17 protein-coding genes are annotated in these 16,494 nt (G+C 66.5%); 7 read left to right on the top strand and 10 right to left on the bottom strand.

Annotated features, from left to right (window positions below):
- Window positions 1-45 precede the first annotated feature (45 nt).
- The gene (locus NTH_RS09475) at window positions 46-516 is read right to left on the bottom strand and encodes a thermonuclease family protein (RefSeq protein ID WP_338529787.1); all 471 of its coding nucleotides are present in this window, start codon (window positions 514-516) and stop codon (window positions 46-48) included.
- A 102-nt stretch (window positions 517-618) separates the two neighbouring features.
- Window positions 619-831 (bottom strand): DUF1674 domain-containing protein, encoded by a 213-nt coding sequence (locus tag NTH_RS09470; protein ID WP_338529786.1) that lies wholly within the window; start codon window positions 829-831, stop codon window positions 619-621.
- Window positions 832-940: 109 nt separating this feature from the next.
- On the opposite strand from NTH_RS09470, the gene htpX reads away from it, so the two are divergent.
- The 4 genes from htpX to purH all read left to right on the top strand — a co-directional run bounded on the left by htpX (window position 941) and on the right by purH (window position 6,892).
- A complete protein-coding gene (htpX, locus tag NTH_RS09465; RefSeq protein WP_338529785.1) occupies window positions 941-1,915 on the top strand; it encodes a zinc metalloprotease HtpX in 975 nt (324 codons plus the stop codon).
- On the top strand, window positions 1,912-3,279 hold the full coding sequence (locus tag NTH_RS09460; protein ID WP_338529784.1) for an RsmB/NOP family class I SAM-dependent RNA methyltransferase: 1,368 nt from the start codon (window positions 1,912-1,914) through the stop codon (window positions 3,277-3,279). The genes htpX and NTH_RS09460 overlap by 4 nt, the downstream gene beginning before the upstream one ends.
- Window positions 3,280-3,375: 96 nt before the next feature.
- A complete protein-coding gene (locus NTH_RS09455; protein ID WP_422392433.1) occupies window positions 3,376-5,079 on the top strand; it encodes a heparinase II/III family protein in 1,704 nt (567 codons plus the stop codon).
- A 199-nt stretch (window positions 5,080-5,278) separates the two neighbouring features.
- Window positions 5,279-6,892 carry a bifunctional phosphoribosylaminoimidazolecarboxamide formyltransferase/IMP cyclohydrolase gene (gene purH, locus NTH_RS09450; RefSeq protein WP_338529782.1) on the top strand — a complete coding sequence of 538 codons (1,614 nt, stop codon included), beginning with the start codon at window positions 5,279-5,281 and terminating at the stop codon, window positions 6,890-6,892.
- Between the two features lie 90 nt (window positions 6,893-6,982).
- On the opposite strand, the gene NTH_RS09445 is transcribed toward purH, so the two are convergent.
- Window positions 6,983-7,693 (bottom strand): DUF1013 domain-containing protein, encoded by a 711-nt coding sequence (locus NTH_RS09445; RefSeq protein ID WP_338529781.1) that lies wholly within the window; start codon window positions 7,691-7,693, stop codon window positions 6,983-6,985.
- Between the two features lie 254 nt (window positions 7,694-7,947).
- Between NTH_RS09445 and NTH_RS09440 the strand changes: the two genes are divergently transcribed.
- A complete protein-coding gene (locus NTH_RS09440) occupies window positions 7,948-10,149 on the top strand; it encodes an esterase-like activity of phytase family protein (RefSeq protein WP_338529780.1) in 2,202 nt (733 codons plus the stop codon).
- Between the two features lie 29 nt (window positions 10,150-10,178).
- Here the strand turns inward: NTH_RS09440 and NTH_RS09435 are convergent, their stop codons facing one another.
- The 5 genes from NTH_RS09435 to NTH_RS09415 form a co-directional block, all read right to left on the bottom strand.
- Window positions 10,179-10,763, bottom strand: coding sequence for a tetratricopeptide repeat protein (locus NTH_RS09435; RefSeq protein WP_338529779.1), 585 nt, complete (start codon window positions 10,761-10,763; stop codon window positions 10,179-10,181).
- Between the two features lie 82 nt (window positions 10,764-10,845).
- Window positions 10,846-10,971, bottom strand: coding sequence for a type B 50S ribosomal protein L36 (gene ykgO / locus NTH_RS09430; RefSeq protein WP_338529778.1), 126 nt, complete (start codon window positions 10,969-10,971; stop codon window positions 10,846-10,848).
- 225 nt (window positions 10,972-11,196) lie between these two features.
- Complete coding sequence (locus NTH_RS09425) at window positions 11,197-12,276, bottom strand: 5-(carboxyamino)imidazole ribonucleotide synthase (protein ID WP_338529777.1); 1,080 nt, start codon at window positions 12,274-12,276, stop codon at window positions 11,197-11,199.
- Complete coding sequence (gene purE / locus NTH_RS09420; RefSeq protein WP_338529776.1) at window positions 12,273-12,770, bottom strand: 5-(carboxyamino)imidazole ribonucleotide mutase; 498 nt, start codon at window positions 12,768-12,770, stop codon at window positions 12,273-12,275. The genes NTH_RS09425 and purE overlap by 4 nt, the downstream gene beginning before the upstream one ends.
- A 78-nt stretch (window positions 12,771-12,848) precedes the next feature.
- The gene (locus NTH_RS09415) at window positions 12,849-13,058 is read right to left on the bottom strand and encodes a YdcH family protein (RefSeq protein ID WP_338529775.1); all 210 of its coding nucleotides are present in this window, start codon (window positions 13,056-13,058) and stop codon (window positions 12,849-12,851) included.
- Window positions 13,059-13,307: 249 nt separating this feature from the next.
- On the opposite strand from NTH_RS09415, the gene NTH_RS09410 reads away from it, so the two are divergent.
- Window positions 13,308-13,487: a YdcH family protein gene (locus NTH_RS09410; protein WP_338529774.1), complete on the top strand. Its 180-nt coding sequence runs from the start codon at window positions 13,308-13,310 to the stop codon at window positions 13,485-13,487.
- A 221-nt stretch (window positions 13,488-13,708) separates the two neighbouring features.
- Here the strand turns inward: NTH_RS09410 and NTH_RS09405 are convergent, their stop codons facing one another.
- Window positions 13,709-14,971 carry an MFS transporter gene (locus tag NTH_RS09405; protein WP_338529773.1) on the bottom strand — a complete coding sequence of 421 codons (1,263 nt, stop codon included), beginning with the start codon at window positions 14,969-14,971 and terminating at the stop codon, window positions 13,709-13,711.
- 158 nt (window positions 14,972-15,129) lie between these two features.
- Window positions 15,130-15,324 (bottom strand): DUF1192 domain-containing protein, encoded by a 195-nt coding sequence (locus NTH_RS09400; RefSeq protein WP_338529772.1) that lies wholly within the window; start codon window positions 15,322-15,324, stop codon window positions 15,130-15,132.
- Between the two features lie 111 nt (window positions 15,325-15,435).
- Here NTH_RS09400 and NTH_RS09395 point away from each other — a divergent pair, with 111 nt between their 5' ends.
- Window positions 15,436-16,443: an NAD(P)H-quinone oxidoreductase gene (locus NTH_RS09395; protein ID WP_422392370.1), complete on the top strand. Its 1,008-nt coding sequence runs from the start codon at window positions 15,436-15,438 to the stop codon at window positions 16,441-16,443.
- Window positions 16,444-16,494 lie beyond the last annotated feature (51 nt).

The raw sequence follows: 16,494 nt of genomic DNA, 5'->3' as shown, positions 1-16,494 counted from the left end.
AGTTGACGGCGCGAGGGTGCAGAGCCGGGCAGGACTCCTTCTGATCTACCCGCCATTCTCGTTCAGCGCGAGCGCATCGCAATCGCGTTCGCGCCTGCCGCCGTCATAGGCACGCACCAGCCGCTGCCGTAGCAGAGTCTCGGCGATGTCGAGGCCTTCGGCCGTGTGGGCGTCGGCCATCACGCGGCCGTAATATTTGCCGCCGCCGATATTGCTGATCGTGATGCCTTGCGGGCGGACCAGTGCCGCCAGCGCCTCCCTTGCCTCGAGCCCTGCCGTCTTCTCCGCCGGGCATCGGCTCCTGATCTCGGGCGCGTCGATGCCGCGCAGGCGCACATTGACCGTTATCTTCTGCCTCGGCCAGATCAGGGCTTCGGCGACGAAGGTGTCGCCGTCGATGACGCGCAGGACCTGCGCCGCCACCGGCCCGCCGACCACCGCATCGTCCGCATGCGCGAGGCCGCCGGAGAAGGCGGCGGCAAGGATCGGCAGGACGAAGGTGCGGAATCGGAACATTTCAGGAACATATTCCTATCCCGCATTTTCCGCAACCTGGTCTGTTCGAGCAGGTCCAGGAAAGGTGGAAGCCGGTTCTCGCCCGCAAAATGCGGCGCAGCGTCAGAAATCCGTCGCGATGCCCTTTACTTCCCAATCGCCATAGCGGGCCGGGTCTGGGCCCTTGCGTCCGCCGATCTCGCGCGGCGGCTCGGCGGCTTTCGCCGCCTGCCGGCGGGCTTCCGCCTCGGCCAGCGCCCGGCGCGCGGCTGCGGGAAGATCGCTCCGGCCATGCGCCGGCTTTTCCTGATCGTTCGACGTGGATCTCGTGCTCAATTTGCCACTCCGGGGCCGATGGGGCCATTATTGAATATGCAATTCCGCCTTCCCATCATATAGCCCAGTAAAGCCCGGTCCGCGACCGGCCTGACAGGGAAAGACGAAGATGAACATGATCCGCACGGCCATGCTTTTGGCCTTGATGACCGCGCTCTTCATGGGCGTGGGCTACATGCTGGGCGGCGCAGGCGGCATGATGATCGCCTTTGTCATCGCTGCCGGGATGAACCTTTTCAGCTATTGGAACGCCGACAAGATGGTGCTGCGCATGCACCACGCCGTGGAGGTGGACGAGCGCAGCGCGCCCGAATATTACGGCATCGTGCGCAGTCTGGCTGCCAAGGCCGGGCTGCCCATGCCGCGTGTCTATCTCATCCAGAACCCCCAGCCGAACGCCTTTGCCACCGGGCGCAACCCGCAGAACGCGGCGGTCGCGGCGACGACCGGGCTTTTGGAGCGGCTTTCGCCTGAAGAGGTTGCCGGCGTGATGGCGCACGAACTGGCCCATGTGCAGAACCGCGACACGCTGACGATGACCATCACCGCCACGCTGGCCGGCGCGATCTCCATGCTCGGCAATTTCGCGCTGTTCTTCGGCGGCGGGCGCAGCAACAACAATCCCTTCGGCTTTATCGGCATCCTCGTCGCCATGATCGTCGCGCCCTTCGCCGCCATGCTGGTGCAGATGGCCATCAGCCGCACCCGCGAGTATTCGGCCGACAAGCGCGGCGCCGAGATCTGCGGCAATCCGCTCTGGCTGGCCTCCGCGCTGAACAAGATCGCCCGGAGCGCCAAGCAGGTGGTCAACCCGGATGCGGAGCGCAACCCGGCGACGGCGCATATGTTCATCATCAACCCGCTGTCGGGGCAGAGGATGGACAGCCTCTTCTCCACGCATCCTGATACGGACAACCGTATCGCCGCCCTGCAGGCAATGGCCGCCGCGGGCGCTTCTCCGGCGGCCCAGCCGCCGGGCGGCCAAGGGCCGTGGGGCACCCGGGCCGGCCGCCCGAGGCAGCAGGCGCCGGCCCCGTGGGGCCGCGCCGGCGCGGATCGCGGCCGCAAAGGCCCCTGGTCGTGAGGGCCAGGACGGGATCCAAACCGCACAGAAGACCGGCGGCGGATGACGACAAGCCAGGCCTGGCCGCCCGCAAGACGGCGGCCCGGCTTCTGTCGGCGGTGATCGACACCCGCACCTCGCTCGACGCGCTGACCGACAACGAGCACGGCCATCCGCAATATCTGGCGCTGGAGCCGCGGGACCGGGCCCTCGTGCGGGCCATCCTGGTAAGCGCCCTGCGCCACCGCAACACGATTGCAAGCCTTATCGAAAGCCGGCTGGAGCGGCCGCTGCCGGCCAATGCCCACGCGCTGTCGCATGTCCTGCATGTCGGCGCGGCGCAGATCCTGTTCCTCGACGTGCCCGACAGCGCCGCCGTCGACCTTGCCGTCGCCCAGGCCAAGGACGACCCGCGCACCCGCCGGTTTTCCGCGCTGGTGAACGGCGTGCTGCGCAATCTTGCCCGCCGCAAGGAAAGGTCGCTGCCGGCTGCGCTTGCCGCAACGCGCGATGCGCCGAAATGGTTTGACGCGCGGCTGCAAGCCGCCTACGGAACCGAGCGCGCCGGGGCCATTCTGGCTGCGCACCGGCTGGAAGCGCCGGTCGATTTCACCGTCAAATCCGATGCCGGAAAATGGGCCGGACTGCTGGGCGGCCGCGTGCTGCCCGGCGGCTCCGTGCGTCTCGACAGGCTGCCGGACGCGGTGACGGCGCTGCCCGGCTTTGAGGAGGGCGCATGGTGGGTGCAGGATGCCGCCGCGGCCCTGCCCGCCCGCCTGTTGGGCAATATCGAGAACCTCGATGTGGCCGATCTGTGCGCGGCGCCCGGCGGCAAGACGGCGCAGCTTGCCCAGGCCGGCGCCAGGGTCACCGCCGTCGATCAGTCGGCGAACCGCCTCAAGCGGCTGGCCGGCAATCTCGAACGCCTCGGCCTGACGGCGGAGATCGTGCAGGCCGATCTTATGCAGTGGCAGCCGCCGCGCCTTTTCGACGCGATCCTGCTCGATGCCCCCTGCTCTTCCACCGGCACGGTGCGGCGCCATCCCGACGTTCCCTGGACCAAGACGCCGGAAGACATCGCCCGGCTCGCCGAACTCCAGCGGCGCCTTGCCGAGCAGGCGGCCGGATGGGTGAAGCCTGGCGGCACCCTTGTCTTTTCCAACTGTTCGCTCGACCCCGCCGAGGGCGAACAACTCGTCGCCGCCCTGCTCGCGGCGCGGCAGGACCTCGTCCTGTCGCCGATCGCGCCGGAGGAGATCCCGGGAGCGGAGCGGTTCGTCACCGCCGAAGGCCATCTGCGCACCACGCCGGAAACCGGCGGCGAGGACGCCATGTCGCTTCACGATGTGGACGGCTTCTTCGCGGCCCGCCTCAAGCGCCTCTGACCCATAGATTTGTCCTTCGCACAAATGCTTGAATCATTTAGAGTCTTTGTCGGGGTGCGGGGCAAATCGAAACAACAGGTGCGATAAGTGGACGGTATCGGGAGCCAAGCTCCTCAGCTTTGGGGCCTTGCGGCACGCCAGGCGTGGCGGCGCTTGCGCCGGCGTCTGCGCGCGGGCCCCGCCTATCGCTGGCGCTATTCCGGCCGCACGCCCGAGCGCCTTTTGATCGCCCCGCCGGACCTGCGCCTGGCCGATCCCGAGATCGCCCGCGAGATCTATCACGGCAGGTTCCTGCTTTCGGGCCATCTGGTGGAAACGGGCGGGCAGTCGCCGTTCAACCTGCAGATACGCCACCAGGGCTGGCTCGAGGGTCTGCACGGCTTTCGCTGGCTGCGCCATCTCAACGCCGCCCATTCGGAGCTGGCTTCGGCCAATGCCCGGGCCCTCGTGGCCGACTGGATCGCCGCCCACGGCAAGCGCATCTCGGGCTATGCCTGGACGCCCGGCGTCACGGCGCGCCGGATCATCGCCTGGCTGCAGCATTCGGCCGTGGTGCTCCAGGGGGCGGACCTTGCCTTCTATCGGCAGTATCTCAAGATGCTCGCGATCCAGGTGCGCTATCTGCGCTCGGTAGCGGCGGAAATGCCGGACGGCGAGGAAAAGCTGCGCGCCCGCGTGGCGCTCGCCTTTGCCGCGCTCTCCCTGCCCACCTCGGTTTCCGCCCTGCGCGCCGCCACCCGGCATCTGAGCGCCGAGCTGGAACGCCAGATCCTGCCTGACGGCGGCCACATCTCGCGCAACCCGCGCGCCGTGATGGAGCTTCTTGCCGACCTTCTGCCGCTGCGCCAGACCTACGCCAACCAGGCGGAGCCGCCGCCCGATCAGCTCGTCGGCGCCGTCGAGCGCATGCTGCCGGCCTTGCGCTTCTTCCGTCATCGGGATGGCAGCCTGGCGCGCTTCAACGGCATGGGCGTCACCATCCACGACCGCGTCGCCGCCATCCTGCGCCACGACGATACCGGCGGGGCGGCCCTTCTGCATGCGCCGCACTCGGGCTATGACCGCCTCGCGCTCGGCGATACGACGGTGCTGGCCGACACGGCGGCACCTCCCGTGCCCGAACTGTCCTATATGGCCCATGCCGGCTGCCTGTCCTTCGAGATGTCGTCGGGGCGGCACCAGTTCATCGTCAATTGCGGGGTCGACAGTTTCGGCGCCGAGGCGTTCCGGCCGCTCGCCCGCGCCACGGCCGCACACTCGACGGCGACGGTGGACGATACCTCGCAAGCGCGGTTTGCGCTGCCGCCCGGCTGGGACGACTGGGTGGGGACGCCGCTGATCGCCGGCCCGCGCGACGTGCAGTGCCGCCGCAGCGACGCCGAGGGCGTACATGCATTCGTCGCCAGCCATGACGGCTATGCCAGCCGGTTCGGCATCATTCACGAAAGGGAGCTGGCGCTGCTGCAGGGCGGCAACCTGCTGCAAGGAGCCGACCGCTTTCACCGCCCGAACGGGTCGGTCCCCGCCCCCGGACACACCGCCGCCCTGCGCTTTCACATCCATCCCGACATAGAACTCTACCGGGACGATGAAGACCGGCTCATCCTCACCGGCGACAACACCGATACCTGGCTCTTTTCGTGCGAGGGCTGCATGGCGGTGGTCGAGGAATCGATCTTCTTCGCGGCCATAGCGGGTCCGTGCCGCAGCCGGCAGATCGTCCTGCACATCCAGCCGGCCGAGACGCCGGAGATCCGCTGGCACTTCCTGCGCACCAACGCGATTGCCGGCACCGCCTGAACGAGAGCGCCGTGCGTCCATTTGGACGCTGCACGCTCCACATCGGGCTTTCCGAAGTTCGATTCCGATTTTCGGGCCGATGCCGTAGACCGCTTTTCCCGAATAGCAGGCGCCCGCGCGCCTTGCGCGGTTGAGCGCGGACGAAAAGCACCGTAAAGACTGCCCGCATGTCGCCGCCAGCCACGGAGTAGCCCTTTTCATGACCGTCTCGTCGAAGAAAGTTCCCGCCCCCGATCGCGTGCCGGTGCGCCGCGCGCTGCTGTCGGTTTCCGACAAGGCGGGCATCGTCGATTTCGCACGGGCGTTGTCCGCCAAAGGCGTCGAGCTCGTCTCCACCGGCGGCACTTCCGCGGCGATCGCCGGCGCGGGGCTTGCCGTCCGCGACGTCTCCGACCTGACGGGCTTTCCCGAGATCATGGACGGCCGGGTCAAGACCCTGCACCCCTCCGTGCATGGCGGTCTCCTGGCGATACGTGACGACGAAGAGCATCGGGCGGCGATGGAAGCGCACGACATCAGGCCGATCGACCTCGTCGTCATCAATCTCTATCCGTTCGAGGAGGTCCGTTTCGGCGGCGGCGATTATCCCTCGACCGTGGAGAATATCGACATCGGCGGGCCGGCCATGCTGCGGGCGGCGGCCAAGAACCATGCCTATGTGGCCGTCGTCACCGACCCCGGGGACTATGCCAGGGTGCTGGCCGCGCTGAACGAGAACGACGGCAGCCTGACCTACCGCCTGCGCCAGGAGCTGGCGGCCAAGGCCTATGCCCGCACATCCGCCTATGATGCGGCGATCTCGCAATGGTTTGCCGAGAGCCTCGATCTCGCCCAGCCGGAATGGCGCGGTTTCGGCGGCAGGCTCAAGGAGGTGATGCGCTATGGGGAGAATCCGCACCAGACGGCCGGCTTCTACGTCACGGGCGACAAGCGGCCGGGCGTGGCCAATGCCCGGCAGGTCCAGGGCAAGCAGCTTTCCTACAACAACATCAACGACACCGATGCCGCCTTCGAGCTCGTCAGCGAGTTCGATCCGGCGAAAAGCGCCGCCGTCGCCATCATCAAGCATGCCAACCCATGCGGCGTGGCGACAAGCGCCGATCTGGCCGATGCCTATCGCCGGGCGCTTGCCTGCGACCCCGTTTCGGCCTTCGGCGGCATCATAGCGCTGAACCGGACGCTGGACGCGGACGCGGCGGCGGAAATGGTCAAGATATTCACCGAGGTCATCATCGCGCCGGACGCCAGCGAGGAAGCGCTGGCGCTGATCGCCGCCAAGAAGAACCTGCGCCTGCTCCTGACCGGCGGCGTTGCCGACCCCCGCGCGCCCGGCCTGACCGCCAAGACCGTTGCCGGCGGCCTGCTCGTCCAGTCCCGCGACAGCGGCGTGGTGGACGATCTCGATCTGAAGGTGGTGACGCAACGGGCGCCTTCCGACCGCGAAATGGCCGATCTGCGCTTTGCCTTCCGCGTGGCCAAGCATGTCAAGTCCAACGCCATCGTCTATGCGCGCGACCTGGCGACGGTCGGCATCGGCGCCGGACAGATGAGCCGGGTCGATTCGGCCCGCATCGCCGCCCGCAAGGCGGAGGACGCCGCCGCCCAGGCCGGCGGCGAGCCGCTGACCAAGGGCTCCGTCGTCGCCTCCGATGCCTTCTTCCCCTTCGCCGACGGCCTGCTTTCGGCGGTCGAGGCCGGCGCGACGGCGGTCATCCAGCCCGGCGGCTCGATGCGCGACGACGAGGTGATCGCCGCCGCCGACGAGAACGACATCGCCATGGTGGTGACGGGAATGCGCCATTTCCGGCACTGATCGGCCGTTCTCCACGACGCGCTGCAAAGTCGTCCCGGATAGCGCTCCGGGCTTCCGGGATGACGACCGTGCAGCTTGCCCCGGCGCAGCCTATTCCTTGTCGCTGCCTTCGTCTTCTTCTTCGTCGCCGCGCTTCAGGGAGGACAGCTTGGCGAACACGGCGTCGGCGTCCAGTTCCTTGTCCTCGGGCGCTTGTTCGGCGGCGTTGTCGCCGACATCCAGGCCTTCCGTCTCGGACGCAGGGAGCAGCGTGTCGCCGGCAGCTTCCGCCGGGGGGGCGTAACGGGCGGCGCGGTGGACCTCCATGTCGAGGTCGATCTGCGAGCACAGGCCGAGCGTCACCGGGTCCATCGGCACGAGGTTGGCCGAGTTCCAGTGCGTGCGGTTGCGGATCTGCTCGATGGTCGACTTGGTCGTGCCGACGAGGCGCGAGATCTGCGCGTCCTTCAGCTCAGGATGGTTGCGCACCAGCCAGAGAATGGCGTTGGGTCGGTCCTGGCGCTTGGAAAGTGGCGTATAGCGCGGGCCCTTGCGCTTGGTTTCGGGAACGCGCACCTTGGGCTCGGAAAGCTTCAGGCGGTAGTTGGGATCGGCCTCGCCCTTGGCGATTTCGTCGCGGGTGAGCTGGCCGGTCATCACCGGGTCCATTCCCTTGATGCCCTGCGCCGCGTCGCCATCGGCGATGGCCCCCACTTCGAGCGGGTGCAGCCGGCAGAAGTCGGCGATCTGCTCGAAGGACAGGGCGGTGTTGTCGACCAGCCAGACGGCGGTTGCCTTGGGCATGAGTAGTGCGTTGGCCATGGCATAGAATCCTCTTCTTCGCCCGCCTCCCAGGGGCGGGCGGTGGTCAAAGCCACCAATTTGGGGAAATCACGGGCACATATAGCGACATTTTCCCGCGATCGCAATGCACCCGGAACACTGTCTTTCATCGGCGGCGGGAGGCCGGCCGGCCGCCGTCCACAGCCCCGTCACCGAAGCGTCACGCATCCGTCACGCGCCTGAAATGCTGATCTTTCAAGAAGCCTCATTCCATTCAGGCGAGGGAGACGACGATGAGAAAGTATCTGGTTCCGGGCGCGCTTGCCGCGGCGCTTTCCGCTACAACGGCCATGCCGGCATCGGCCGACATGGCTTTCAACCGCATCGCGACATTTCCGGTGGCCGCGAACCTGCCGGCCGGCAGCGACGCCGCCACCGAGACCTCGTCGGAGATCGTCGCGGCCAGCGAGGATGGAAAGCTGCTGATCTACTCCGACAGCCCGCTGGGCGCGGTCGGGTTCGTGGATATTTCCGATGCACGCTCTCCGAAGGCCGGCGGCATCCTCAAGATCGACGGCGAACCCACTTCCGTGGTGATTTCGGGTGGCAAGGCCATTGCCGGGGTCAACACATCGGCGAGATTCACCGAGCCTTCGGGCAATCTCATGGTCATCGACCTGGAAACCAGGACGGCGGCAGCCTCCTGCGCGCTTGCCGGACAGCCCGATTCCGTGGCCGTCGGCAGGGACGGGAAATATCTGGCCGTCGCCATCGAGAACGAGCGCGACGAGGATTTCAACGACGGCGTCATTCCGCAGATGCCGGCGGGAAACCTGCAGATCTTCGCGTTGGATAATGGCGAGCCCGTTTGCGATACGGTCAAGACGGTCGATCTGACCGGGATCGCAGAGATCGCCGGCGAGGATCCCGAACCCGAATTCGTCGACTTCAACGAGGCCGGCGAGATCGCCGTCACGCTGCAGGAAAACAACCATATCGCCATTGTCTCGGCCGAAAGCGGCAAGATCGTCAGCCACTTCTCCGCGGGCTCGGCAGACATTGCCGGCATCGACCTGTCCGACGACGGCGCGCTCGACTTCACTGAGCAGGCAGGCGGCCTGCGGCGCGAGCCCGACGCGGTGAAGTGGCTCGATGACGGCCGCCTCGTGACCGCCAATGAGGGCGACTACGAAGGCGGCTCGCGCGGCTTCACGATTTTCTCGAAACAGGGCGAGGTGCTGTTCGATTCGGGCGCGGAGCTTGAGCACCGGGCGGCGACGGCCGGCCACTATCCCGACAAGCGCTCCGACGCCAAGGGCGCGGAACCGGAAGGGCTTGAGGTCAAGCGCTTCGGCGACACGCAATATATCTTCGTGGCGCTGGAGCGCGCCTCGCTGATCGCTGTCTACCGCGATACCGGCGATGCGCCGGAATTCGTGCAGGTTCTGCCCTCGGGCATCGGTCCGGAAGGGCTGGTTGCCATCCCCGGCCGCAATCTGCTGGTGACGGCCAATGAGGCGGATCTGGTCGAAGACGGCGGCGCGCGGTCGCATGTGATGGTCTACGCGCTCGGCGAGGGCCGTGCCGCCTATCCGACGATCCGCTCGGTCATGAAGGACGGAGCGCCGATCGGCTGGGGTGCGCTTTCGGGCCTTGCCGCCGATCCTTCGCAGGCCGGCAAACTCTACGCCGTTTCGGATTCCTTCTACCGTTCGCACCCGGCGATTTTCGTCATCGATGCGACCAGCGAACCGGCCGAGATCACCGACCGCATCGTCGTTACGCGGGACGGCGCGCCGGCGCAGAAGCTCGATCTCGAAGGCATCGTGAGCGACGGTGAAGGCGGGTTCTGGCTGGCGTCCGAAGGCCGCAGCGACCGGCTCACGCCGCACGCGCTCTATCGCGTCGACGGCAAGGGCGAGATCCGGCAGGAAGTCGCCCTTCCCGCAGAACTCCTGGCGCAGGAGATCCGCTTCGGCATGGAAGGCGTCACGCTGGTCGGCGAGGGCGACGATCAGATGCTGGTCGTGGCGATGCAGCGCGAATGGAAGGACGATCCGGCCGGCCAGGTGAAGCTCGTGGCCTACAAGCCGGTGAGCGGCGAATGGTCCGCCGTGCGTTATCCGCTCGACAAGGGCGAGGCCGGCTGGGTGGGCCTGTCGGAGATCACCGCCCATGACGGCAAGCTCCATATCGTGGAGCGCGACAACCAGATCGGCGCCGCCGCCAGGATCAAGAGGCTCTACAGCGTCGCGCTGGACGGGTTCGCACCGGCGGCGCTGGGCGGCGAGCTGCCCTTGGTGGAAAAGACGCTGGAGCGCGACCTCATCGAGGATATGCGCCAGGCCACCAACGGCTTCGTGGTCGACAAGATCGAGGGCTTCGCCATCGACGCGGCGGGCAACGCCTTCTTCGTCACCGACAATGACGGCACCGACGATTCCTCTGGCGAGACGATCTTCGTCAATCTGGGGCAGCTGAAGGCGATGAATTGACGTTACGCCGTCCGCCGGCGAAGGGCGCGCTACAACCGGTCGCCCGTCCGCTGATCGACGATATTGAGGAGCGCGCGCTGCGCGCTCCTCCTCATCGGATAGACGTCGAGCATGCGGCGATAGACCTCGAGCGCTTCGTCCTCATGGCCGGTGTGCCGCAGAATGCCGGCCAGCCCGCTCATCGCGCCGAAATGGCGCGGTTCCACCGAAAGCGCCCGCGACAGGTCCGACATCGCGCGGTCGTAGTCGCCCATCATCAGATGGACCAGGGCCCGGCTGTTCCAGCCTTCGACATAGTCGGGATAAAGCACCACGGCCTGGTCGAGGAGATCGAGCGCGACGTGGTATTTTTCTTCGCCGGCGGCCTTTTGAGCCCACTGCAGGAGCAGTTCGGCGGTATCGCCGCCCGCCTCCATCCATTCACGCTCGATGCGCCGGGCGATGCGCCGCGCCGCCACCTCGTTGGTCTCGCGCTTCAACTCGTCGAACAGCTGGTCGACCGCCCCGGTCGCGGGGGCTCCGGTGGCGGCGTTGACCGCCGCTTCCTGGGAAGACGCGGCCGGGGCCCATATCAGGGCCGGCAGAAGGAGCATGGAGCAAGCAAAACGGCGCATGGCACGAGGATACCCGCACCAGCGCTCGGATAAAAGTGAAAACCGCGTGATCGCTGCCGGCCGGGCGGCCGGCGGCAAAGCCTCAGCCCTGGCGGGCCTTGAAGCGCGGATTGGACTTGTTGATGATGTAGACACGGCCCTTGCGGCGAACCAGGCGGTTCTCCCGGTGGCGGGTCTTGAGCGCTTTGAGCGAGTTCTTGATCTTCATTGTTCTTGCCCGTCAATCGGCCGTTCGGCCACAATGGTTCAGGAGCCTCGGCCCCCAATGGAAAGGCGCGCCAATCGGGCGCGCCGCAATTCGAGTGGGCACATAGACGAGGTGACGCCGGCATGTCAAGGTTTGCAGGCACATTGGCACGCCACCGCCGGTCACATTCGGCCGGGCTTTTCAAGAGCGGCGGCATTTCGCATCAGGGAGAATGCGGCGCGGCCCTCAGCCGCGGATCAGCCGCGTGAAGTGGCCCATCTTGCGGTCGGGCCGGCTTTCCGCCTTGCCGTAAAGGTGCACGACCACGTCCTTTTCGGCCAGAAGCTGCGCAGCCTTGTCCTGCTCGTCGCCCAGCAGATTGTGCATTTCGCAGTCCGCCAGGCGCGTGGTGTCGCCGAGCGGCAGGCCGGCGATGGCGCGGATATGCTGCTCGAATTGCGAGCAGGCGCATGCGGCCTCGGTCCAATGGCCCGAATTGTGGACGCGCGGCGCCAGCTCGTTGGCGACGATGGCGCCGTCCTCGAGCACGAAGAACTCGACGCCGATCACGCCGACATAGTCGAGCGTTCGCAGAATCTGGAAGGCGGCGTCCTGCGCGTCGCGGGCGGTCCTGGCCGAGATGCGCGCCGGCACCAGCGTGCGCCGCAATATGCCGCCGCGATGTTCGTTCTCGGCCGGGTCGTAGGCGACCATGGAGCCGTCGGCCCCGCGCGCGGCGATGACGGATATCTCCCGCTCGAACGGCATCAGGCTCTCGAGAAGGAGCGGCACCCCGCCCAGTTCCGCGTGAGCGCCCGCCGTCTCGCGCGAGGTGGCGTTGCGGAAAACGCGCTGGCCCTTCCCGTCATAGCCCATGCGTCTGGTCTTGAGCACGCCGCTGCTGCCGAAATCCTTGAGCGCAAGCGCCAGAGCCTCGTCGCTATCCACAGAAACGAACCGGGCTGTGGATATCCCTGTGGAATTCAGGAATATCTTTTCGGTCAGCCTGTCCTGGGCCGCTTCCAGCGCTTCGGTCGGCGGGAAAAGCGCAACGCGGCCGGCCACCGCCCGGGCGGCCTGGATCGGTATGTTCTCGAACTCGTAGGTGACCACGTCGCTTGCCGCCGTGAGCTGCTCCAGCGCCTCGGCGTCGTTGTATGGCGCGACGATCTGGCTGTTCGTCACCTGCGCTGCCGGGCACTCCGCGTCCGGCTCCAGCACGATGGTGCGGAACCCGAGCCGGGCAGCAGCCATGGCCAGCATCCGCCCGAGCTGGCCGCCGCCGATGATGCCGACGGTCTTTCCCGGCGAAAGCGGCCGCTTCATGCTTCCTCCGCCGGCTTGTGCGCCACCTTTGCGGTCTGCTCGGCCCGCCAGGCGTCCAGCCGCCCGGCAAGGGCCTCGTCGTGCAGCGCCAGAACGGCCGCCGCCAGCAGCGCCGCATTGACCGCGCCGGCCCGGCCGATCGCCAGTGTGCCGACCGGAATGCCGGCGGGCATCTGCACGATGGAAAGAAGCGAATCCTGCCCTGAAAGCGCCCGCGATTCGACCGGGACGCCGAATACCGGCAGCGGGGTCAAAGCCGCGGTCATGCCCGGCAGATGGGCCGCCCCGCCGGCGCCGGCTATGACGACGCGGAATCCGGCATCCTTTGCGCCCTTGGCGAAGGCGTAAAGCCTGTCGGGGGTGCGGTGGGCGGAAACGATCAGCGATTCGTGACCGATGTCCAGCGCCTCCAGCGTCTCGGCGGCATGGCGCATGGTCGCCCAGTCGGACTGGCTGCCCATTATGATGGCGACGTCGGCCCGTTTCCTGTCCATGTCATGTCCTGCCATTCAGCCCGATTCGAGATGGAATGAGGTGCTCTATTCCAAGCCGGCAGGAGCCGCAAGGCGGGCTCAGGCTATAATGTCCGGAATGATCCGGTCTTCCAGCTCTTGCAAACGGTCTTTCAGCGCGAGCTTCTTCTTTTTCATCCGCTGGATCCGCAGCGGGTCGCAGCCGGTCGCGATCATAGCGTCTATGGCCGCGTCGAAGTCGGCATGGTCCTGTTTCAGGCGGGCGAACTCAAGGCGAACATCCGCCTTTTCCTGGTCCGATCCATTCACGATCCGATGTCACTCCGCCGCATATGCACCATCTCCGCGGTTGCTTCGGCCCGTGGCCGAAAGCCGGCGCAGCCGAGTGGCCGCATCCTCTCAAACGGTGCCGCCTACTATCATATTTCAGCCCTTGGCGAAATGCTACCACGAGCCATTCGACAAGCTGCCACAAGGATGGCACACTGTCATCGTACCGTCACGAATAGGGGCGGGTGGCGTTTCACACGGATCACGAGGAACCGAAGGGAGCCTACCATGTCGCTTGAATCCCATCTTGCCGAATTGCAGCGCAAACATGGCGATCTCGAACGCGAAATCAACGATGCATTGTTGCATCCCTCTACCGATGCCCTGGACATTGCCCGGCTGAAAAGACGCAAGCTGGCGATCAAGGATGAAATCCAAAAGATAAGGCTCGCCGAAACGCGGCATTAGAGCGCCGTGCGTCCTTTCGGTCGCACAAAGGACGCTCTAACAGTTTGAATCTACGCATCGTGCTTTCCGAAAATCGATTCCGGTTTTCGGGCCGATGCTGTGGAGCGCCGCGCCTCGATCGATCCCGGCCGCCAGCGGCCGGCCGGGACGGCCAAGGCCATGGCATTTGCCTTCGCGAAGGTGAGCCTCGGTCTTCGGGAGGCGGCTGGCCGCTTCGACGATCAGGAAGAAGCGGTTCCCGGCTCCTCTTCCGAATCGGCGCGCGGATCGAGCATGAGGGCCTGCGGCGTTGCCGCCCGCTCGGCAGGCAGCACGTTGAAGGCCTCTTTCTCCTCGGGCGGAACCGGAGGACGGCGGGAAACGCGCAGCATGGCATAGCCGGCCACGCCCAGATGTGCGGCTGCGGTGACCAGGAAAAGGCTTTCCGGCCGCAGCCCCTGCATGAGGACGCCCGCCAGAACCGGCCCGGCCATGGTGCCGAACCCGTAGAGCAGGAGAAGGCCGCTCGACACCTTCACGAAGTCGGTGGGCGCCGCGTGGTCGTTGGCATGGGCGACGGCCAGCGAGTAGAGGGTGTAGGCCATCAGACCGTAGATCGCTGTCATGATGATGATGACGGCGCCCGAGCGCGGCGCCATCAGGAAGATGGCGATCGCCACCAGCGCCGAGCCGAACGCCGCCCCCGCCATCACATAACGCCTGTCGGTCCGGTCGGAGAGCCGCCCCACCGGCATCTGGCCTGCCGCGCCGGCCAGGACGGCGATGCTCATCATCACGGCGATCTGCAGCGTGGTGATGCCGATCTCCGCACCGTAGACGGCTCCCAGCGTCCCCCATGCTCCATTGGCCACGCCGACCAGCAAACAGGCGATCGCCGCCACCGGCGAGTTCTGGTACAGCCCCTTGACGTCGAGGGACACCTCGGCGAGCGGCGCCGGGGTTACCGCGGACGAGATGGCCGTGGGGATGAGAGCCAGGCAGAACAGGATGCCCGTAAGCATGAACAGGACCGCCGTCGAGACATCGGCGGTGGTGACGACCAGTTGCCCGGCCATCAGGGACGCGTGCGTGACCATCATGTAGAAGCCGAAGACCGTGCCCCGCGATTCATTGGTCGAGCGCTCGTTCAGCCAGCTCTCGATGACCATGAATGCCCCGGCCATGGCGAAGCCCGTGAAGATGCGCAGTATGATCCAGCCGACCGCATCCACCCAGATCCCGGACAACAGCGCGACGATCGCCGCAGTCGCGGCAAAAGCGCTGAAGGCGCGCACGTGGCCGACCCGGCGCACCAGGCGCGGCGCGAGGAAGCAGCCGCCGATGAACCCGACGGCCCAGGCGGTGCCCAGGAGGCCGAGAGAGGCGGTCGAGAACCCTTCGAACTGGCCCCGCAGCGGCAGCAGCAGAGCATGCAGCCCCGAACCCGCCAGCAGAAAGGCAGTCCCCAGCAACAGGGCAATGATGGAGCCGAAGGATGAAAGCATGGATGCCCCTTCTTTAAGATCGGGATGGCCTTCCGCCGGACGTCATCCCGATCTGTCGCCTTGTTGGCATGATTTGCGGCAAGCCGAACCGGCTTCCCGGGATCATGCTCCAATTTGATTGCTGGAGCACGTTGGTTCCCTTGGCGGTCCTGGTCCTGTCAGCCGCCCTTGAACACTGCCTCCGCGGTGGCCTTGGTCGAATCCTTGGCGGCGATCTCCTGCTCGATTCGCGCAATCTCCTTTTGCAGCAGATCGATGCTCCGCCTCAGTTCCTCGACCGACAGCGTCGACAAATCCTGACCGAGCGTGAACTGGGGATTTCCCTTCACCGCGTCTTCGTCTTCAATGCCCATAGCCGATATCCGTTGCCACATGCGATTCGCAGAATACATAAGACAGTGTGCGGCGGGCAGTTCAATGCCCGCCTGTGAAGTTTCCTTCCGCAGTATGAAAGGTTCGTGATCATGGCGCCACTCGGTCTCCCAGGAATGATGACGGCGATTGCCATCACCGAGCATGGCGGGCCGATGGTTCTGAAGCCGCAGATGCGCCCGTTGCCCAAGCCGAAGGAAGGCGAAATCCTTATCGGTGTGCGCGCTGCCGGCGTCAACAGGCCGGACGTGGCCCAGCGCATGGGAACGTATCCGCCGCCGCCGGGCGCGTCCGATCTGCCCGGACTGGAAGTGGCCGGCGAAGTCGTGGCCACGGGCGACGGCGTAAGGCGCTGGCACAGGGGCGACCATGTGACGGCGCTCACGCAGGGCGGCGGCTATGCCGAATACTGCGCCGTGCACGAAACCAACGCGCTGCCCGTTCCGCATGGCTTCACCTTCACCGAGGCGGCAGCCCTGCCCGAAACCTTCTTCACCGTATGGCACAACGTGTTCCAGCGGGGCGCCCTGAAGCCGGGCGAGACGCTGCTGGTCCATGGCGGTTCCTCCGGCATCGGCACCGCCGCGATCCAGCTCGGCGTGGCCTTCGGATCGACCGTGCTGGCGACCGCCGGCACGGAGGCCAAATGCGCGGCCTGCACGGATCTGGGCGCGGCGCGGGCCATCAACTACCGCGACGAGGATTTCGTGGAGATCGTGAAGGAGATGACCGATGGCCGCGGGGCGGACGTCATTCTCGACATGGTCGGCGGTGATTATATCGACCGCAACTATGAGGCGGCGGCGATGGACGGTCGCATCGTCCAGATCGCCTTCCTGGCCGGTGTCAAGGCGACGGCCAATTTCTCGAAGCTGATGAGGAAGCGCCTCACCCACACCGGCTCGACGCTCCGCCCGCGCTCGACCGCCTTCAAGGGGCAGATCGCCACGGAGCTCGAGGCCCATGTCTGGCCGCTTCTGGCCGCCCGCAAGGTCGCTCCCGTCATGGATATGATCTTCCCGCTCAGTGAGGCCTGGCGGGCCCATGAGCGCATGGAGGAAGGCGAGCACATAGGCAAGATCGTGCTGGACGTGGCGTAGGCGCTCCGCCGTCAGCCAGGCCCCCGTGCGTCCGACGGGAGGCACGGGGCT

This window comes from Nitratireductor thuwali, assembly GCF_036621415.1.
Classification (GTDB): Bacteria; Pseudomonadota; Alphaproteobacteria; order Rhizobiales; family Rhizobiaceae; genus Chelativorans; species Chelativorans thuwali.
Note: the sequence above shows the minus strand (reverse complement) of the source record. Positions and strands in the feature narration are given on the sequence as shown.